Below are 19,407 nucleotides of genomic sequence, written 5' to 3'. Positions count from 1 at the left end.
AAGCGGGCCTTCGTTAGAGGGGGAGTTCCATGAAGACGCTGTTGGGGTCCACGGTGTAGCCGGCAAGCGGCGGGCACTCGGTGAAGCCGTTCCGGGCATACAGGCGCCGGGCCGGAGCGAAGTAATCCTCGGTTCCGGTCTCAAGATAGACGCGCTCCAGGTTCCGGGCGCGGGCGTCGTTGAGGATGTGGCGGAGCATCAGCGTCGCCACGCCCCGTCCGCGTGCGCTTGCCGTGGTGCGCATGGATTTGATCTCGCCGTGGAGCGTGGACCCGGGTGGGGACTCCAGGAGCTTGAGCGCGCCGCACCCCAGCAGATCACCGTCCTCGCGGGCCGTCCAGAATGTGATCGACGGCCCGGACAACGCGGTGTGGTCCAGGGCATGGACGCTTTCGGCCGGGGACGTGGCGTACATGTCCGCCAGGTGTTCGGTGAGGAGCTGATGGACGTCGCCGCGTGCGGGATCGTCCCGGTCAATGGAAATCACCAGCATAAATTTACTGCAGCACATCACGCCGGGCGGCGCCGGGAACGCCGCCACCTGCATCCGGTGACCGACGACGGCGGGCACCTCCCGCCGTCGTCCGTTATTCCGAAGGTCTGGACACAGCTCGCCGCCGGATTTATCGTGCAGGGGTGGCGGCTGCCTGGCTGGCAGGATGGCACGCTCTGCCGGTCCGCTGTTGCGGCCGTCCGTCATGAGGAGGAAGCAGATGGAACACGTTGAAGAGACCGTTGAAGTCGCTGTACCTGTGCGGACCGCGTACAACCAGTGGACCCAGTTCGAATCCTTTCCGCAGTTCATGTCCGGTGTGGAATCGGTAACCCAGCTGACAGACACTACCAACCATTGGGTCACCAAGGTGGGCGGCGTGCAGCGGGAATTCGATACAGAAATAGTTGACCAGGAGCCTGACGACCGGATCGCCTGGCGCAGCACCGACGGCAAATCCCATGCCGGCATCATCAGGTTTACGCCGCTGGATGCCAACCACACGAAGGTCAGGGTCCATTTCGAATGGGCGCCGGAGACCCTCACTGAAAAGGCAGGCGCGGCACTGAAGATGGACGAGATGCAGGTCAAGGCCGACATGCGCAAGTTCAAGGACTTCATCGAATCGCGCGGCACCGAAACCGGCGCCTGGCGAGGCGAAGTCAAGGACACCGGCCCCACCGGACAGCTGTAGAAGTACCGGGCGGCGCCAGCTAGGCAAGCGACGCCTGGCAAACAGCAAGCGGACGACGCCGGGACCTCCCGCCGTCGTCCGCTTACTTCTCTTCGTGTCCAGTCCGATGAATCAGAACCCGACGTCCTCCTTGCCCTTGAGCTGAAGATTCTCGAATGTTGATAACGGCGTCGGTACCGGCCTTGAGTTTTCTTAGGGATCGGCTCGAAGTGGTCCGGGTCCTGCGACGAGCGGCCGTCCCTGGGATCCCGGCATACATGTGAAGGGTCACTGCGCGCGCCTCCGGCGCCACGATGGCGGCAGTGGCGATTTCCTGCGCGGCAGCCCTCGGCGATAATTGCCTAGCAATTCTGGAAGCACCTTCGCTGGACGCCCTGAATCGATTCCGGTTGCTTGGTGGATTCAGCTATTTGGGATATCAATACCGCCTGAATAGGTATTTTTCTTCTGTCAATAATCGCCCTAGGGTTGCCATATTGCGAGGGGTGACCACTGGCAAGCGCAGTGCCTACTGCAGTGCGCCGCCGCGGCAATTCTCCGGTTCGCCGAGCGCCAACAGACAGTTGAAAGAGAGTCAGCGTTGACTAAAACCGCCTATAACGTCCAGGACGTCATCGACAAAACACCTATGGGAGCGAAGCGCTGGTCCGTTGTGGCCCTGTGCTTCGTGATCGCTTTGTTGGACGGGTTCGATACCCAGTCGATTGCCTTCATCGGCCCGGCGATCGCTGATGACTTCGGTCTTCAGGCTACCGACATGACCTGGGTCATCACTGCCAGCACCATTGGAATGTGCGCGGGCGCCATGACTTTGGGCACCTTTGGGGACCGAATCGGCCGCAAAAAGACCATCCTCCTGGCACTGATCCTCTTCGGCGTCTTCTCGCTCGCGGGCGCCTTTGCCCAGACCCTGGAGCAGATTGTTGTTCTGCGTTTCCTGATCGGCCTGGGCATGGGCGGGGCCACGCCGGCGCTCCTGGCACTGACGGCGGAGTTCAGCCCAAAGGCACGCCGCGGCACGTTCATGACCCTTGTGCTCCTGGGCCTGCCCGGCGGCGCATTGCTCGGCGGTCTGGTGGCCGCGGCCTGGCTTCCCGTGATGGGCTGGCGCGGCATCTTCCTCGTGGGCGGAGTGCTTCCTCTCGCGCTGTTGCTCGTCTGCGCGAAGCTGCTCCCCGAATCACCCGTCTTCCTCGCCACCAGGCGAAACCCAGTTGCACAGGCGCAGGCGCGCCGGATTATGGAGGCTATGTTCGGCCAGCCGGTGGACCCGGAGGCCGAACTGATAACAGAGGACAAGAAATCGGACCGGACTTCCGTTGCGGCGCTTTTCTCTGCGAGGTACCGGGTGGTCACTATCGCAGTGTTCGCTACTTATCTTTTGAACTGGATTGCCTGGTACCTGTTGCTCCTGTGGATGCCCACCGCCCTGAAAGCACTGGGGCTGGCAGGCTCTCAGGCGGCTATGGGCACTGTGACTGTCAACGGCGCGTTCATTCTCTTCGCGATTCCGTTGTCGATCATCCTGCCTAGGGTGAACGCCCGTAAATTGCTGCTGGCAATGTTCGGTGCCGGGATCCTGATTGCATTGGGTCTGGGCCTGGCCGGTTCAAACTTTGCGCTGGTGTTCGTTTTGATCGGCCTGGCCGGTTTCGGCATCGGCGGCCAACAGCTTGCCCTCAACTACCTCATCGCCAATGCCTACCCTACCCAGCTTCGGGCCACTGCCACGGGTTGGGGCATCGGCATCGGACGCCTTGGCTCCATCGTGGGTTCGGCCTTGGGCGGGTTGATCCTCGGCGGGCTGGGCGTCTCTGGTTACTTCATGGCCTTGGCTGTGCCACTGATCCTTGCGGCGGTGGCTACGCTGCTGGTCCGCACGCCGGCAGCCTCCGCGGCGGTGGAAAACACCTCCGAGGCGCCCTTCGAAACTGAAGCTGCCCGCTGAGACGCTGCGGCCTCGCCTTTGACGGCGCCTGAGAAACAGAAAGCGGACGACGGCGGGAACCTCCCGCCGTCGTCCGCTTGCCGCTGGCAGGTACCGACAGGGCCTGCTCCTCCAGGATGGTCCGCTCAGCATAATAGCCGCCGGAGGATGTGGCTGGTTTCGGCTGTGGCCCTTACTGCTGTGCCCCTTACTACCCGCTGAGGTTCCAATGGGCCTGGATGGCGCCGGCAATCGGGTCAGCGGTGACGTCTACCCGGAAAGCGACGGGCGCGGTCCCGGTCTCTTCGATCACCGCGTCGCGGTACACGCGGCCGCATGTGGGACACAGGGTGTACAGGTCCTCGTCCTCCGGCCACGCCGCCAGTCCTGCGGGCACCGGTGTGTGGCCGCCGGCGTAAACGGGCACGCCCTGGGAGTTGGCCTGGATCAGGCCATCCTGGCTGACGGTATTGCCGCACACGCAGACGATTGTGGTGACGTCGTGGCCGGTCACAGCGGCGGTTTCGGCATCCATGAGGACCTCCCCATGTTGGAAGGGATGTTGTGCTTGTAGTCTATTCCTGCCGCGCCGGATCGCGGCCGGCAGCAGTTCCGTCCCTTTTGGAGAGTGGGGTAGCACATGCAGCTCGGCGCTTTTTCGGTCAGCCTGGCGGTCAAGGACATCGCGGCTTCCGCTGCGTTCTACGAGAACCTTGGCTTCAGCAGGTTCGGCGGCGACATCACGCAGAACTGGCTGATCCTGAAGAACGGTGACACCGTCATCGGACTCTTCCAGGGCATGTTCGAGAAGAACATGCTGACGTTCAACCCGGGCTGGAACCAGAACGCGGAGCCGGTGGAGCCGTTCACGGACGTGCGCCAACTCCAGCGCGAACTGAAAGCCAAGGGCATGGAATTCCTCTCCGAGGCGGACGAGGGGACCACCGGGCCTGCGAGCTTTATGCTGCTGGATCCGGACGGCAACCCGGTGCTTTTCGACCAGCACGTTTAGGCTTCCAGCAGGCCTCCGCTGGCCCACCGCCGCACTGCGAGCTTTTCAGCGGCGTCGAACTCCAGCAGCGCCACCCGGCAGAGTTCTTCCACGTTCGCCGTCCACGCTGCTGCCAGCTCTTCCGCCGTCGCCTCGTCGCTGAGCTGGAAGTTGGCGTAGGTGAGGCCCTGCAGGACGAAGCTCACCGCATTGCGTGACACTGGTTGGCCTGCGCTAACGCAGTCGTCCCGCACCTGCCGGGACAGCTCGGTGCGGTTGAGCGGATGTTCACGGAGCCGGGCTGCCATGGACTGGAAAATCTGCCGGAACTGGGCGGACGAAAGGGCGGGCACATCCGTCACGCGGGTGACCTGCTCCTCGATGCCCGGTTGCTGCTCGGCCGGCACGGGAAGATCCTCGACCGAGAACCGCTTCCCGTCCCAGACCCAGCCGCCTTGGGCTGCCGAATATTCCACGTCCTTGCCGATCTGCGAGACCCACGTCCCGAATTTTCCGAACCCGCCCCAGTCGGTCTTCAGGGAAGGGTCCGCCGTGAGCGCCCGGTGGGCCACCATCGCGCCCACCACCGGCCCCGGCGCGGAGCGTACGAACTCCAGGACCTCGCGGATGGCGGGCGAGCTGGCTTTGGTTTTCGCCTTGGCTGCAGCCTGAACCTGCGGCTGTTTCGCAGAGGCCACGGCATGGATGGGCTCCGCGGTGGTCCCGTTGAGGATCGCAACGAAATCGTGGGATTCCACCACGTGGTCCGCCATCTCCCGGTAAGCGAAAGCCACCGCGCCGGCCGCGATGACCGTTGTCATCCGGTCAGCGGCACGGAAGCGCTGGATCAGGGACGTGAAGTCGGCATCGGCCGAAGCAATGAAGAACTCTTCGATGCCGCCGCTTCCGGAGAGCGCGTCCATTGCGTCCAGCACCAGGTTGATGTCCGTGCTGCTCTTCCCCCGCTGCGTCAGCGACGGGCAGTCGATCACGCGGAAGCCGGCGCGGGTCCAGTACGTCCGGTACTTCGAGTACACCATCGGGTTCAGGTAGCAGTTGCGGATCAGGAAGCGGCGCGGCCCCTCTCCGGAACCCCCGGCGGACAAGGCGTCGGCCCAATGCTTGGGGTCCTCGGCGAACCGCTTCGCCGCCAACGGATCCAGCGCCTGCAGGCCGGTAAAGACGTTGTCGAAATCAACAAACATCGCTGCGCGGATGCCAGGCCTGCGGGAGGGTGAAAGTGCCTCGTTCATGGGGCCAGTGTGCCAGCAACGCCGCCCACCGGCGACCCCTCCCGATGCGACACGCAAGCGGACGACGGCGGGACGTCCCGCCGTCGTCCGCGTCCCTTTGGGTGTGGTTCAGGAATGCGGTTCCAGCCGGAAACCTAGGTACTTCGGCCGTAGCAGTCTCCGCCGGATGGGCGCACCATGTTGCCATGGACGCTGAAACATCCCAAGCGGTGGAACTGAACCTTCCCCAGGCATTCCTGCTGTTGGCCACCAACGACACAACCGGCAAACCCGAAGTCCCGGTGTTCGCACTGCGGACCACGCTGGCCGGGGCGGTCCTTGCCGAACTGGACCTGCTCGGCGCAATCGAGCTGCAGGGCAAGCATGTCCGGGCTGCGGGCACTGCGCCGGAAACCGACCTTCAGCACGAGCTGGAGCTCATCCGCGGCAAATCACGGCCGCACACTCCCCGGTGGTGGGTCTCGGTGCTTGAGGGACGCGCCGAAGTGCAGCGCGTCTATGAGGGGATGGCCTCCCTGGGCATCGTGGAGCACGTCGGCGAAAAGCACCTGGGCAGGTTCCGCCCCGTGCGCTACCCGGAGAAGGACCACGCCCCCGAGGCGGCACTGCTGAAGAAGCTCGACGCGGCACTTAGCGGTGCGCCGTCCAACCTTGAGCCGCCTGAGTCCGGTGCTGCCGACGTACCGGGTGCCGGATCCGGCACCTCCGGAGCTCCTGCCGGCAATTTCAGCAAGACCGGGACAAAGGCCCCCGAACCGAGGACCATAGCCCTGATCGCCCTGCTGCAGGCCGCCGGGCTGCTCGGCAAGCTCTTCCCGGACGCGGACCGGGTCCGGGCCAGCGAGCTGGCGAAGGACTACTGGCCCTCCCGGGCTGTTGAGGACGAACTCCGCATGATCAGGCTCGCGGAGGAGGAAGCTGCAAACCTCTGACGCGGCGGGGTGCCGGCGCGGGTGCCGGTTCATCCGAGGTTGAGCCCGGCCTTCTTTGCGTCGCGGAAGTTGGCATCGACGTGCACCACGTCGTGGCCCGCGCGCTGCAGCAGGCTCGCCGCCACCGCAGAACGGTACCCGGAACCGCAGTGCACCCACAGCCGTCCGGCGGGCACCTCGTCCATGCGGCGCAGCAGCTCATGGACAGGGATGTTCACCGCCTCGCGGATGTGGGACTTTTCAAACTCGTCGGTGCGGCGGACGTCCAGGATGCACTCGTCTGCGGGTCTCTGCAACACCTCCTGCCAGCCAACGCTGCGGTAGGAGGAAGTGGGCGCCCCGGGCGCCAGTTCCCCAGGTCCACTGCCGACGGCGGCATCCGGGTTGTCGATGCCGATGCGCGAAAGGTCCCGGATGGCGTTCTCCACATCCTGGTGTTCCCCCACGAGGGTCAGCTGCTCGTCCCAGGGCAGGACCCAGCCCAGGAAGGCGGTGAACTTGGTGCCGTCGCCGTATTCGAAGCTGACGCTGCCCTTGAGATGGCTGCCGGCAAAGGCAATGCGGTTCCTCAGGTCCACCACCCACTCTCCCCGCTGCAGCCGGGACGCCAGCTCGTCCCCGTCCAGGGAGCTGGGCAGGTCAAGGTCCGGCGCGGTGGGGCCTGCCAGGTTGATGGGGGCCATATGGGCGTAGTAGGACGGATAGGCCGAAAGGTTGTGGATCAGCTCGCGGACGAAGTGGTCTTCGTCAGGGTCCGTGAGGGCATGGTTTTCCTTCAGCTGCTCGCCGATGGTGGAGGACTCCGCCCCGCTGGCCGGGCCCGAGGAACAGAAGGAGCCAAAGCCATGGGTGGGGTAGAGCCCTGCCTCCTTGCCCGCCTCGTCCGCCAGGCGCCGCACCGAGGCGTATTGGTGGTGGGTGAGCGGCACGGTGTCTTCGTCGCTGACCAGGTCCGTGCGGCCCACGGAGCCGTAGAGCAGGCTCCCTCCGGAGAACACGGCCTGGCGCTCGCCGTCGGTAACGATGTAGGAGAGATGGTGGTGGGTGTGCCCCGGCGTGGCCACCGCTTTGACGGTCATCCTTCCCACCTGCACCATGTCTCCGTCCGAGATCGGCTGGCGGGCGTACGGCACATCGTCCGCGGCGTTGATCAGGTAGGCGGCGCTGTGGGCACTGGCCAGTTGCAGCCCGCCCGTGACGTAGTCGTTGTGGATGTGCGTCTCGGCCACGTGCGTGATTCTCACGCCGGCGTCCGCCACGGCCTTTTCCACCCGGTCGATGTCCCGCTGGGGATCGATGACGATGCCCACCGCGCCGTCGTGGACAAGATAGGTACGGTCGCCAAGCTGGGGCGTTTCGATGGTGACCACTTCCATGCCGCATTCCTCCTCGAATGGGTATCAGCCTGATCGCCACGTTACCCCCGGGCATCCCCGGCTGGTAGCCCCGCCGGCACCCCTCAGGCAGGAGGCGGACGACGGCGGGAGGTCCCGCCGTCGTCCGTCCATACTGGAGGTAACATCGTCAGCAGGGCCACAGCAGCGGCAGCCACTGGCTGCCGGCGGCGATTGCCCGGAAGGTTTGGAAGGGGAACATTGCGCGCCACGGTCAAGGATGTCGCCCGCCGCGCCGGTGTTTCGCCCAAGACTGTCTCCAACGTCATGAACGGAATCGTTCCGGTCAGCGGGGCCACCCGGGCCAAGGTGGAGCAGGCCATCCTCGAACTGGACTATGTGCCCAACCTCTCCGCCCGCGGGCTGCGCAACGGAAGGTCCGGCGTGATTGCGCTGGCCCTGCCTGACCTGGGCACGCCGTACTCGGCAGAAATTGCCCACAATGTCGTCGAGGTGGCGCACGAGCAGGGCTGGATCGTGCAGCTTGAGGAAACCGGTTTGGATCCCCAGCGTGAGCACGAACTCATGGTGCGCGCCCGCTCCAACCTGATCGACGGGCTGATCCTCAACCCCGTGGTGCTGGACGAGAGCGCCGTCCAGGTGGGCGTTGCCCTTCCGCCCGTGGTCCTGCTCGGTGAAGTCACCCAAAAGCTCGCCGACCGGGTGTTCGTGGACAGCGTAGCGGCCGCGCGGGACATGACCCTGGCCCTGGCCAGGACGGGACGCCGCCGGATTGCCGTTCTGGGGACCACCCAGGGCAGGGGATCGGCTGCGGCCACCCTGAGAAGGCAAGGCTATGAAGAGGCCCTGGGGATCCTGGGCATTGACCGGGACGAGTCGCTGCTGATCCCCTGCGAAAGATGGACGCCGCAGACGGCCGCCGATGCCCTCACGGCCTACCTGGACTCCCATCCGCTTCCCGAGGCGCTGTTCTGCTTCACGGACTCCATGGCCATCGGCGCCCTGAGTGTGCTTTGGAAGAGGGGCCTGCGGATACCCGACGACATCGCCGTGGCGGGGTTCGACGACATTGCCGACGGCCGCTACGCCGTGCCGTCCCTGACCACCGTCTCCTTTGACAAGCGCGCAATTGCCAGCGAAGCCCTGCGCCTCCTGACCGAACGCATGGCGGACAGGGCGCAGGATCAGCGAGTGGTTTCCATCGACTACACGATTGTGGAGCGGGACAGCAGCCGCGGCTGAAACGAGAGCGTTCCACCAGCTTGTTGGCGCTAACAATATGTCCTTGCGGCAGCTATTACATCGATGTAACGTGAGACCTGCGTCACCTCCCCCAAGAATCCACCGGGAGTGGAGCGCGCCGGAACCGGAATTTTGAGCAGCAAGAAGTGACCTTTCAGCGGACCCATCCAAAGGAGTGATTGGTGAAGCAGTTTGAATTTTTTCCCGGGAAGCAGGTGTCCCGGAGGCAGTTACTGACAGGAACGGCGGCCCTGGGCAGCGTCCTGGCAGCAGGCGCACTGACAGGCTGCGGCGGAAATGCCCAGGCTGCCGGCGTGCGGGACATCGGGTTCTGGCATTTGCTGTCCGGTGGCGACGGCATCAAGATGCAGGCGATGATCAACGGCGCCAACCAGGCCAATCCGGACTTCAAGGTGCATCCCACGGTGCTGGCCTGGGGGCCGCCGTACTACACCAAACTGGCCATGGCCTCGGCGGGTGGACGTCCGCCGGAGCTTGCGATCATGCACGCCAGCCGGGTGCCGGGCTACGCCCCGGGCGGCCTGATCGACCCGTGGGACCTCTCGCTGCTGGCAGAGCACGGCGTGACGGGTGAAAACTTCGCCCCGCGGATCTGGGAGAAGAGCCAGCAGGACGGCAAGGTATTCTCCATCGCCCTGGATTCACACCCGTTCGTAATGTTCTACAACACGGACATCGCCCGCAAGGCCGGCGTCCTGGCGGGCGACGGGCAACTGCAGGAAGTCGCCTCCCCCCAGGAGTTCGTGGCCATGGCCAAGGAAATGCAGAAGGTCACCCAAGCCCACGGACTGTCCTTTGGCTACCTTGGCAGCGGTTCCCAGATGTGGCGGCTTTTCTACACCCTCTACAAGCAGCACGGCGCGGACATCACCCTCACGCCGGGCCAGCCAATGAAGGTTGACCGGGACGCAGCCATTGGGTCGCTGGAATTCATGGCCTCGCTTTTTGATGACACCATCGCGGCCAAGAGCGGCGACATCAGCACCGGCATCGCGGAATTCGCCCGGGGCGGCTCGGGCATGCTGTTCAGCGGTGTCTGGGAACTGCCCACCATGAAAAAAGCAGGCATCCCGGTGGACGCCGCAACCATTCCCACGCTCTACGGCACACCGGCCGCCTACGCGGACTCGCACTCCTTTGTCCTTCCCCGGCAGCTGAACCTGGACGAAACGAAGCGCCGCGACGTCTACAAGTTCGTCAGCGACGTCCTCAAAGGATCACTCTCCTGGGCGGAAGCGGGCCACATTCCCGCGTACCAGCCTGTGGTCCAGTCCCAGGCCTACAAGGACCTCACGCCGCAGGCGCACTATGCCAACGCGGCCGACGTCATCGCCTACGATCCCGAGTCCTGGTTCAGCGGCTCGGGCTCCGACTGGCAGACCTACTTCGCGGAGAACGTCCAGAACGTCCTCCTTGGCCGCGACAAGGCAGCCGCAGGATGGGGCGCCTTCGAAGAGCGCACCAACCACCTTCTTTCCCGGCCCAACCCGGTCTAACCGCACCGAGCGACAAAGGAGTCCTTCATGAGTTCTTCACTAGCGGCCCGGCGCAGCCCCGGGAGCCTCACCAGGAGCAACCTCAGCGGCTGGGGGTTCGCCGCGCCCTTCCTGGTTTTCTTCCTCGTCTTCCTTGTGTGGCCGCTGCTTTACGGCGTCTACATGAGCCTCACCGGCAAGTCCCTTACCGGAGCCAATGACAGCCTGATCGGCTTCGCAAACTACGCCGAAGCGCTGGGCGACGCCGGCATGTGGCGCTCACTCGGCAACACCCTCTACTTCACGGTGATCAGCACGGTCCCGCTGGTACTGGTGGCCCTGGTGATGGCGGCACTGCTCAACGTGGGTTTGCCGGCCCAGTGGCTGTGGCGGCTCTCCTATTTTGCGCCGTACCTGCTCGCGTCCACCGTGGTCTCGCTGTTCTTCACGTGGATGTACAACCCGCAGCTTGGCCTGATCAATGATTCCCTGTCCAAAATCGGCATCCCTAAGGTGGCGTGGCTCAACGACCCCAACGTGGCCATGTGGGCGATTGTCATTGCCACCCTCTGGTGGACGGTGGGGTTCAACTTCCTGCTGTACCTGGCCGCCATGCAGAACATCCCGCACCAGCACTACGAGGCAGCGTCCCTGGACGGCGCCGGAGCCTGGCGGCAGTTCTTCTCCATCACCCTGCCGCAGCTAACCCCCACCACCGTGATGATCGTGCTCCTCCAGATCCTCGCCTCCCTCAAGATCTTCGACCAGGTGTACCAGATGACCGCCGGCGGCCCCGGAGGGTCAACGCGGCCCGTGGTGCAGTACATCTTTGAAACCGGGTTCACCGGCTACCGGCTGGGCTATTCCGCAGCCATCTCCTACATCTTCTTCGGACTGATCGTGCTCGTCTCGGTCATGCAGTTCGTCATCACCCGCCGCAGGAGTGCATAACCATGGCAATACAGACCCTCGACCGTCCCGAGTCAGGCATCAGCACCAGCCAGGACCTCCGCCAGCCCCGCAAGAAGATGACCGCCGGGAAGATCGCCGCTGTCGTGGTCGCCGCCCTTATCGCATTCCTCTGGCTGATCCCCTTCGCCTGGGCAACCGCCACCGCCTTCAAGACCGAGACGGATGCCGCGGCTCCGAAGATCAGCTGGTTCCCGCCGTCAGGCTTTACTCCCGAAGCCTTCGTGAAGGTGTTCCAGGACGGCAACATCCCGCTCTGGACGTGGAACTCGCTCTACACCTCGGCGGCGATCACGGCCATCACCCTGGTGATCTCCGCGCTGGTGGCCTACGCCCTGTCCCGGATCGACTTCAAGGGCAAGAAGGTGCTGATGACGGTGATTATCGCCTCCATCATCGTCCCGCCGCCGGTGCTGATCATTCCGCTCTTCTACCAGATGCTTGCCCTGCACATGATCGACACGTCCTGGGCGATCATCCTGCCGCAGGTCATCCACCCGGCCATGGTGTTTGTGCTCAAGAAGTTCTTCGACCAGATTCCCCGCGAACTTGAAGAAGCCGCGGTGATGGACGGCGCCAGCCGCATGCGGATCTTCACCCAGATCATCCTGCCGCTGTCCCGGCCCATCCTGGCCGCCGTCGCCATCTTTGTGTTCATCGGCGCCTGGAACAACTTCCTGTGGCCCTTCATTGCCACCAACGACGGCGCACTCCTCACCCTGCCGGTGGGCCTGCAGACTATCAAGAGCGCCTACGGCATCCAGTACGCGCAGAACATGGCGTCCGCCCTGCTCGCGGCGCTCCCGCTCATCCTCGTCTTCCTCTTCTTCCAGCGCCAGATCATCAAGGGCGTTGCGACGACGGGCCTCGCCGGGACCTGACCCGGCACCTTCCGCCTACCAAACCTACGCAACAGACCTGAACCAACACCAAGGAGCTGCAGCACATGTCCCGTGCACGGATCACCCTCGACCGCGACTTCACCATCGGCGAAGTTCCCCGCCGCCTCTTTGGCTCCTTCGTGGAGCACATGGGCCGCTGCGTCTACACCGGCATCTACGAGCCCGGCCACCCCGAAGCGGACGAAAACGGCTTCCGCCGCGACGTCCTCAAGCTCGTCAAGGAACTCGGCGCCACCGTCATCCGGTATCCCGGCGGCAACTTTGTCTCCGGGTACAACTGGGAGGACGGCATCGGCCCGCGGGAGGACCGGCCCCGCCGGCTGGACGGTGCCTGGCACACCGTGGAGACCAACGCGTTTGGCCTGCACGAGTTCGTTGACTGGTCCCGCAGTGCCGGGACGGAAATCATGGAAGCCATCAACCTGGGCACCAGGGGAGTGGACGCCGCCCGCGAGATCGTGGAATACGCCAACCACCCGGGCGGCAGCTACTGGTCCGATCTCCGCGCCAAGAACGGCCACAAGGACCCGTTCAACATCAAGCTCTGGTGCCTGGGCAACGAGATGGACGGGCCGTGGCAGATCGGCCACAAGACCGCCGAGGAGTACGGCCGCCTGGCGCAGGAAGCCGCCAAGGCCATGCGCTTCGTGGACCCGGACATCGAGCTGGTGGCCTGCGGAAGCTCCAACTCGGGCATGCCCACCTTTGGTGCCTGGGAGCAGACTGTCCTGACGCACGCCTACGACGAGGTGGACTACGTCTCCCTCCACGCCTACTACCAGGAGCACGACGGCGATGCCAGCAGCTTCCTGGCCAGCGCCGTGGACACCGACTACTTCATCGAATCGGTCATCGCCACCGCCGACGCCGTCCGGGCGAAGGGGAAGCACAAGAAGCACATCAACCTGTCCTTCGACGAGTGGAACGTCTGGTACCAGCGCGGCCGGGACACCGAGGACCAGCTGCGCAACGTCACCAAGGCAGGCTGGCGCGAGCACCCACGGCTCATCGAGGACAAGTACAACGTCACCGATGCCGTGGTGGTGGGAACCCTGTTGAACTCGCTGCTCCGCCACGGCGACCGCGTAAAGATCGCCAACCAGGCGCAGCTGGTCAACGTCATCGCCCCCATCTTCAGCGAGGAGAACGGCCCGGCGTGGCGGCAGACCATCTTCCACCCGTTCGCCCGCATGGCTGAGCTGGCGAAGGGCCAGATCCTGCGCCTGTCCATTGACTCGGACAAGTACGACAATGCCCGCTTCGGCAGCACCGACCTCGTGGATGTCAGTGCCACGTGGAACGAGGAAACGGGCCGCGTGGCGCTCTTCCTGGCAAACCGCGGCCTTGACCAAGCTGCGGACATCGACGTCTCACTGCGCGGGTTTGATGCGCGTCAGGTGGTCCGCGCGGAGGTCCTGGAGATCCCTGAGGGCGGGGACCGCTTCACCGCCAACAGCCAGGACCGTCCGGACCAGGTGGGGCTCAAACCGCTGGAAGGGGCGAAGGCGAGCGGCTCCGAGCTCCGGGCAACGCTCCCGGCGCTGTCCTGGGCCGTGATCGAGCTGGACGTGGCTAAGAACTGACGCTTCCGCCGTCGACTGGGGGGAGCGGAGCCACACACAAGCGGACGACGGCGGGAGGTCCCGCCGTCGTCCGCTTGCTTTAAGGAGGTCCCGCTTTGGGTGAGCCCGCTAGCTCTCGATGGTCACGCCGCGCCAGAAGGCGATGCGGTCCTCGATCTGCTTGGCGCGCGGCTTCGGCTCCGGGTAGAACCAGGCCGCGTCCACGTTCAGCTTCCCGTCCACTTCCAGCGTGTGGTAGCTGGCTTTGCCCTTCCACGGGCAGAAGGAGTACAGGTCGCTGTCCCTGAGGTAGCCGGCGTTGACGGCGTCGCGGGGGAAGTAGTGGTTGCCCTCCACCACCACGGTGTCCGCGGATTCGGCGATGACTTTTCCGTTCCAGATAGCCCTGACCATGTGGTTCCGTTCTGTTGGGTGCCGGCAGGCGGCATGCTCGTAGGTATCTCAACGGCACCAACGCCGGGCTTGTTCCCCACAACAAAAGCGGACGGCGGCGGGAACCTCCCGCCGCCGTCCGCTTTTGTCCGCCTACCGCACCTGGGCAGCGGACTCCTGGAGTGCCCGCTGGTGGTGCAGGTACTCGAACAGCTGGCGCAGCCCATAGGACCATTCCGGCAATTCCTCGGCGCGGCCCACCTGGTTGATGAGTGCGCCGAGGTGCCGGCTGCGGATGGTGACGGTATCGCCCATTTTGTGCGTGAAGCCCTGCCCCGGCTCGTCGCGGTCCTGCGTGGGGGCGAAGAGGGTGCCGGTGAACAGGGCGAAGCCGTCCGGGTACTGGTGGTGGCGTCCGCGCGTTGCGGCGACCAGTTCCTCGAAGGGCCGGCTGATCCGTGCCACCGAGTTCCGCCCCTCAAGGCTGTAGCCGTCCGCGCCATCGACCCGCAGCAGGATTTCCTCGTCGCGGAGGGTATCCAGGGTGAAGTGGGCGTCGAACAAGCGGATGAAGGGGCCCAGGGCGCTGGAGGCGTTGTTGTCCTTCGCTTTGCCCAGCAGCAGGGCGCTCCGGCCCTCGACATCGCGCAGGTTGACGTCGTTGCCCAGTGTTGCGCCCACAACGGTACCCTCCGAGGTGGCGATGAGCACCAGCTCCGGCTCGGGGTTGTTCCAGGAGGAAAACGACGGGATCCCCACCTGGGCGCCAAGTCCCACCGAGGACAGCACGGGGGCTTTGGTGAACACCTCGGGGTCCGGTCCGATGCCCACCTCCAAATACTGCGACCACAGCCCTTCCTGGATCAGCACCTTCTTGGCCTCTGCGGCTTCGGCGGAGCCCGGTCGGATGGCTGCGATGCTGCCGCCCAGTGCCTTCGCCACCAGCTCACGGGTCTGCTCGGCGCGGCTGGCGTCGCCGGCGCAGCGCTCCTCGATCACCCGCTCGATCATGCTGTCCACAAACGTCACGCCGCAGGCCTTGATGACCTGGAGGTCCACGGGGGCCAGAAGATGCGGGCGGGTGGTGTCGCGGGCCAGCGAGGCTTCGATGATCTCCGACGTTGCCCACCGGGGCGCGGTCATGGCGGCTCGGATAGCAGTTACGAGGTCCGGGCGTTCAAGGAGTTCTGAGACTGTCCCGGCCAGGGGCTGGAGGTCATAGACGTCCCCGCCCTGGACTGCGACGACGCGCGGACCGAAGGAGTCGACGTCCCAGATCCTGCCGATCAGGAGCGCCCCGGCAGCATCCTCCGGAAGGACCGACACCGGGCTGATGTCGCTGGGCGCGTTCACTGGCCGCCACCCGCCGTCGCCGGCGCACCTTCCGGCCGGTGCCACTCTCCGTCCACGCGCTGCGGCACCCGCCAGGGGTTGGCATCCTGCACCGGCTCCGGCAGCCGCTCCGCAGGGAAGGACTGGTAGGCGACCGGGCGCAGGAAACGCCGTATGGCTGCCGTCCCCACAGACGTGGTGTTCGACGACGTCGCCGGGTACGGGCCGCCGTGGTGCTGCGCGTAGCTGACGGTAACGCCCGTGGGCCAGCCGTTCCACAGCACCCGGCCGCTGATGTCGGTGAGCCGGGCGGCAAGGTCGGAGACGTCGTCGTCCGCTTCCGCCTGCAGCGTGGTGGTGAGCTGTCCCTCAAGGAGCCCGGCCAATGCCGGGAGCTCCGACTCGTCCCCGTACTCCACAATGAGGCTCGCCGGCCCGAACATCTCCTGGCGCAGGATAGACGGGTCCTTGCGGACCGCGGACGCCGAGGTGCGCAGCACCGTGGGGGACGGCGCCTCGGCAAAGTCTCCCTCCACCAGCACCTCCACGCCCTGCGTACCGCGCAAACCTTCGACGGCGCCCGCGTACCCCTGGTGCAGCCGCTCGCTGAGCAGCGGTGCGGCAGCGAAACCCTTCAGTGCCTCGTTCAGGGCCGCGCGGACGGCGTCGGTGTGCCCGCGGGGAACGAACAGCAGTCCCGGTTTGGTGCAGAACTGGCCCATGCCCAGGGTGAAGGAACCCGCGTACCCTGCCACGATCTCATCGCGGCGGGCGGCCCATGCGTTTTCGGTGACGAAGACGGCATTGATTCCGCCGAGCTCGCCGAAGAAGGGAATGGGCTCGGGCCGTGCGGCGGCGCGGTTGAACAGGGCGCGGCCGCCCGCCGTCGAGCCGGTGAAACCGATGGCCTTGGTCAGGGGGTGGTCAACGAGGGCCTCCGCGGCGGACCGTCCGGTCACCAGGGAGAAGAGTCCCGACGGCGCCCCGGCAGCTTGGAGAGCGGCCACCACAATTTCCGCGGTGCGCGAGGCCAGTTGGACGTGGCCGTCGTGCGCCTTGTGCACCACCGCGCAGCCGGCGGCCAGAGCCGAGGCGCTGTCGCCGCCCATCACGCCGAAGGCAAAGGGGAAGTTGGAGGCGCCGAAGACGCCCACCACACCCAGCGGCACGTTGTAGCGGCGCAGGTCCGGCCGCGGCCCCATCCCCCATTTCGGGTCCGCGTGGTCGATGGTGGCGTCGAAGTGCTCGCCGCGCCGGATTTCGTCCGCGAACAGCCGGAGCTGGAAGGTGCTGCGCTTCAGTTCGCCGCGGAGCCGCGCCTCGGCCAGGTGTGTTTCCTGCTGCGCGACGGCCACGAGCGCATCGGCGTCATTGTCCAGGGCTGCTGCAACAGCCTCCAGCCAGGACGCGCGGGTGAATGGGTCCGCCGTCCGGGCCTTTTCGAAGGCGGCGTGGGCGGCTTCGACGGCGGCGTCCAGCTCAGCCACGCTGGTGGTCATCGGGCGCCTCCCGCCTGGGCGAGCTGGGCGCCGGTGACGGCGGCGCGGTTGCCCACTTCCGCCCAGCCGGCGCCGCCCGGGAACTCCCACCGTGCCCGCGAGGCGCTGAGCATTTCTGCGCCGGTGCCGGGCAGCTGCGGGGCGGCGTAGCGGCCGTTGATAATGCGGACCGGCTCGGCGAAGTGCTCGTGCAGGTGGTCCACATACTCGATCATGCGGCCGTCCTGGCTGCCGGTAATGGCCGCGTAGTCGAAGAAGGAGAAATGCTGGACCAGCTCGCAGAGCCCCACGCCGCCCGCGTGCGGGCACACCGGGACGCCGAACTTCGCGGCGAGCAGCAGGTTGGCGATGTTCTCGTTGACGCCGCCCACGCGGGTGGAGTCCAGCTGGAGGACGTCGATGGCGCCGGCCTGCAGGAGCTGCTTGAACACGATGCGGCTGGCGACGGCCTCACCGGTGGCCACGCGGACCGGTGCGACGCCCCTGCGGATCTCGGCGTGGCCCAGGATGTCGTCAGTGCTGGTTGGCTCTTCAATCCAGTACGGGTTGAACTCGGCCAGGTGGTTCACCCATTCGATCGCTTCGGAGACCTCCCACCGCTGGTTGGCGTCGATGGCGATGGGGAGGTCACCCACGGCCTGCCGGGCCAGGGACATGCGGCGGCGGTCATCGTTCAGGTCGCCGCCCACCTTGAGCTTGATCATGGAGAAGCCGTCGGCCACCGCCTGCTTGCTGAGCCGGACCAGCTTCTCGTCGCTGTAGCCCAGCCAGCCGGGGGAGGTGGTGTAGGCGGGATAGCCGTCCGCTTTGAGTGCGGCGATCCGCGCCGCCTTGCCGTCCTCCCCGGCGCGCAGGATATCCAGTGCCTGCTGGGGGTTGAGGGCGTCGCGGATGTGGGTGAAATCGACGACGTCGACGATCTCCTCGGCGGGCATTTCGCTGAGCAGGAGCCACAGCGGCTTGTTTTCGCGCCGGGCCCGGATGTCCCAGAGGGCGCTGACCAAGGCACCGGCCGCCATCTGGGTGACGCCCTTCTCCGGGCCGAGCCACCGTAGCTGGGAATCGTGGATCAGCCGCTTGGAAGCATTGCCCAGGTCGTAGATGAGCTCGTCGATGTCCCGGCCCAGCAGGAGGGCGGCATAGGAATCGATGGCGTGGGTGATGACTTCGTTGCCGCGGCCGCAGCTGAACACAAACCCATGGCCTTCGTCGCCCGCGTCCGTGCGGATGACCACGTAGGCGGCGGAGTAGTCGGGGTCAACGTTGACCGCGTCGGAGCCATCGAGTTCCAGGGACGTCGGGAAACGGACGTCCTGGGTACGGATGGAAGAAATGGAAGGCATGCTGGTCTTCTCTCTGCACTGGGAGGATTTCTGGGCTTTCCTATATGAACTTCCGTAATCATATATGGTCCGTGACCCAGATCAAGTCTTGTGGCCGGTCCAACGAAAAAGGAAGCCCGGCGCGTTGCCGGGCTTCCTTCTGCTGGCTCGCCTGCGGTCAGACGATGCGGGTCCTGGGCGGCCCGCCCTCCTCGAGGGGCTCCAGGTCCACCTTTCCCTCGAACGCCTGCGCAAAGCGGGTAAAGGAATTCCTGATGTGTTCCGCCATGGCCGCTTCGGCTTCCTCCGGACGGCAGGCCTGGATGGCCTCCCGGACGGCCGAGTGCTCGGCCATGGTGCTGGCGCCGTCCACGTCCGCGGGGTAGAGGCGGAAGGTGTGCAGGTGGCAGTGCGTCTGGGCGAAAGCGTGCCGGACCACCGGGTTACCGGCCGCCGCAAGGATGGTGTCGTGGAAGCGGGTGTCATGGGCAACGAGGTCCTGCCTCAGGTCGCCGCCGGCCTGGATAAGGCCCTGGAAGGTGGCCAGTTCCCTTTCCAGGGCGCGGGCAGGGTTGGCGAGCCGGTCCACTGCTGCCGCCCGGGCGGCCCACGGCTCCACCAGCAGCCGGAATTCAAATAGGGAACGCAGCTCGTCCAGGCCCAGCAGGGGAGTGGTGCTGTAGCCGCGGCCAGGCGTGTACACCACCAGGTTGTCGCCCTCCAGCCGCTGGAGCACCTCCCGCACCGGGGTTTGGGATACGCCCATGGCGCGGGAAACGGCGTCGATGTTGATCCGGGTGCCCGGCTCGATTTCGCCGTTCAGGATGGACGCCCGCATCGCGGAATAGACGTCGGTGACGGCTGCCTTGATGCGGGAAGTCTCGGACGGTTGACGTGGTGGCACGCATTTACCTCTTCGCAGTGTGTTGCCGGAGTCGCTGTGGGAATCATAAGCCACTGGCCGGTTTGGGGACCGTGGCGAAGTTTTTGCCGGGCGGGGACTTGTCCTGGATCACTTTCCATATATGATCAACAACATTCCTAT

The 19,407-nt window shown here is 65.6% G+C and carries 18 protein-coding genes; 9 read left to right on the top strand and 9 right to left on the bottom strand.

What is annotated here, in order from left to right:
• Positions 1–13 precede the first annotated feature (13 nt).
• On the bottom strand, positions 14–487 hold the full coding sequence (locus KTR40_RS16255; RefSeq protein ID WP_228404396.1) for a GNAT family N-acetyltransferase: 474 nt from the start codon (positions 485–487) through the stop codon (positions 14–16).
• 226 nt (positions 488–713) lie between these two features.
• On the opposite strand from KTR40_RS16255, the gene KTR40_RS16250 reads away from it, so the two are divergent.
• Positions 714–1,187, top strand: coding sequence for an SRPBCC family protein (locus KTR40_RS16250; RefSeq protein ID WP_139030488.1), 474 nt, complete (start codon positions 714–716; stop codon positions 1,185–1,187).
• 580 nt (positions 1,188–1,767) lie between these two features.
• Positions 1,768–3,135: an MFS transporter gene (locus tag KTR40_RS16245; RefSeq protein ID WP_228404395.1), complete on the top strand. Its 1,368-nt coding sequence runs from the start codon at positions 1,768–1,770 to the stop codon at positions 3,133–3,135.
• Between the two features lie 190 nt (positions 3,136–3,325).
• On the opposite strand, the gene KTR40_RS16240 is transcribed toward KTR40_RS16245, so the two are convergent.
• The gene (locus KTR40_RS16240; RefSeq protein WP_228404394.1) at positions 3,326–3,649 is read right to left on the bottom strand and encodes a hypothetical protein; all 324 of its coding nucleotides are present in this window, start codon (positions 3,647–3,649) and stop codon (positions 3,326–3,328) included.
• A 105-nt stretch (positions 3,650–3,754) separates the two neighbouring features.
• Here KTR40_RS16240 and KTR40_RS16235 point away from each other — a divergent pair, with 105 nt between their 5' ends.
• Complete coding sequence (locus KTR40_RS16235; protein ID WP_228404393.1) at positions 3,755–4,126, top strand: VOC family protein; 372 nt, start codon at positions 3,755–3,757, stop codon at positions 4,124–4,126.
• Here KTR40_RS16235 and KTR40_RS16230 read toward each other — a convergent pair.
• Complete coding sequence (locus KTR40_RS16230; RefSeq protein WP_228404392.1) at positions 4,123–5,358, bottom strand: NYN domain-containing protein; 1,236 nt, start codon at positions 5,356–5,358, stop codon at positions 4,123–4,125. The genes KTR40_RS16235 and KTR40_RS16230 overlap by 4 nt on opposite strands.
• A gap of 185 nt (positions 5,359–5,543) precedes the next feature.
• Here KTR40_RS16230 and KTR40_RS16225 point away from each other — a divergent pair, with 185 nt between their 5' ends.
• The gene (locus KTR40_RS16225; protein ID WP_228404391.1) at positions 5,544–6,290 is read left to right on the top strand and encodes a GPP34 family phosphoprotein; all 747 of its coding nucleotides are present in this window, start codon (positions 5,544–5,546) and stop codon (positions 6,288–6,290) included.
• Between the two features lie 29 nt (positions 6,291–6,319).
• Here the strand turns inward: KTR40_RS16225 and KTR40_RS16220 are convergent, their stop codons facing one another.
• Positions 6,320–7,666 (bottom strand): MBL fold metallo-hydrolase, encoded by a 1,347-nt coding sequence (locus KTR40_RS16220; RefSeq protein ID WP_228404390.1) that lies wholly within the window; start codon positions 7,664–7,666, stop codon positions 6,320–6,322.
• A 219-nt stretch (positions 7,667–7,885) separates the two neighbouring features.
• Between KTR40_RS16220 and KTR40_RS16215 the strand changes: the two genes are divergently transcribed.
• From KTR40_RS16215 to KTR40_RS16195, 5 genes are all read left to right on the top strand, one after another.
• A complete protein-coding gene (locus tag KTR40_RS16215) occupies positions 7,886–8,887 on the top strand; it encodes a LacI family DNA-binding transcriptional regulator (RefSeq protein ID WP_139030482.1) in 1,002 nt (333 codons plus the stop codon).
• A 182-nt stretch (positions 8,888–9,069) separates the two neighbouring features.
• Complete coding sequence (locus tag KTR40_RS16210; RefSeq protein ID WP_228404389.1) at positions 9,070–10,404, top strand: extracellular solute-binding protein; 1,335 nt, start codon at positions 9,070–9,072, stop codon at positions 10,402–10,404.
• 27 nt (positions 10,405–10,431) lie between these two features.
• Positions 10,432–11,334 (top strand): carbohydrate ABC transporter permease, encoded by a 903-nt coding sequence (locus tag KTR40_RS16205; protein ID WP_139030480.1) that lies wholly within the window; start codon positions 10,432–10,434, stop codon positions 11,332–11,334.
• Between the two features lie 2 nt (positions 11,335–11,336).
• Positions 11,337–12,233 carry a carbohydrate ABC transporter permease gene (locus KTR40_RS16200; RefSeq protein ID WP_139030479.1) on the top strand — a complete coding sequence of 299 codons (897 nt, stop codon included), beginning with the start codon at positions 11,337–11,339 and terminating at the stop codon, positions 12,231–12,233.
• Between the two features lie 65 nt (positions 12,234–12,298).
• A complete protein-coding gene (locus tag KTR40_RS16195) occupies positions 12,299–13,837 on the top strand; it encodes an alpha-N-arabinofuranosidase (protein ID WP_228404388.1) in 1,539 nt (512 codons plus the stop codon).
• Positions 13,838–13,945: 108 nt separating this feature from the next.
• Here the strand turns inward: KTR40_RS16195 and KTR40_RS16190 are convergent, their stop codons facing one another.
• The 5 genes from KTR40_RS16190 to KTR40_RS16170 form a co-directional block, all read right to left on the bottom strand.
• Positions 13,946–14,230, bottom strand: a complete 285-nt coding sequence (locus KTR40_RS16190) for a DUF427 domain-containing protein (RefSeq protein ID WP_139030477.1) — start codon at positions 14,228–14,230, stop codon at positions 13,946–13,948.
• A gap of 132 nt (positions 14,231–14,362) precedes the next feature.
• Positions 14,363–15,562: a fumarylacetoacetate hydrolase family protein gene (locus tag KTR40_RS16185; RefSeq protein WP_228404387.1), complete on the bottom strand. Its 1,200-nt coding sequence runs from the start codon at positions 15,560–15,562 to the stop codon at positions 14,363–14,365.
• On the bottom strand, positions 15,559–17,040 hold the full coding sequence (locus KTR40_RS16180) for an aldehyde dehydrogenase (NADP(+)) (protein WP_228404386.1): 1,482 nt from the start codon (positions 17,038–17,040) through the stop codon (positions 15,559–15,561). Before KTR40_RS16180 ends, KTR40_RS16185 begins: the two co-directional genes overlap by 4 nt.
• Positions 17,037–18,383: an L-fuconate dehydratase gene (locus tag KTR40_RS16175; protein WP_228404385.1), complete on the bottom strand. Its 1,347-nt coding sequence runs from the start codon at positions 18,381–18,383 to the stop codon at positions 17,037–17,039. The genes KTR40_RS16180 and KTR40_RS16175 overlap by 4 nt, the downstream gene beginning before the upstream one ends.
• A gap of 157 nt (positions 18,384–18,540) precedes the next feature.
• Positions 18,541–19,266, bottom strand: a complete 726-nt coding sequence (locus KTR40_RS16170; protein WP_228404384.1) for a GntR family transcriptional regulator — start codon at positions 19,264–19,266, stop codon at positions 18,541–18,543.
• Positions 19,267–19,407: the final 141 nt, after the last annotated feature.

Source organism: Pseudarthrobacter sp. L1SW, assembly GCF_020809045.1.
In the GTDB taxonomy this organism is placed as follows: domain Bacteria; phylum Actinomycetota; class Actinomycetes; order Actinomycetales; family Micrococcaceae; genus Arthrobacter.
Note: the sequence above shows the minus strand (reverse complement) of the source record. Positions and strands in the feature narration are given on the sequence as shown.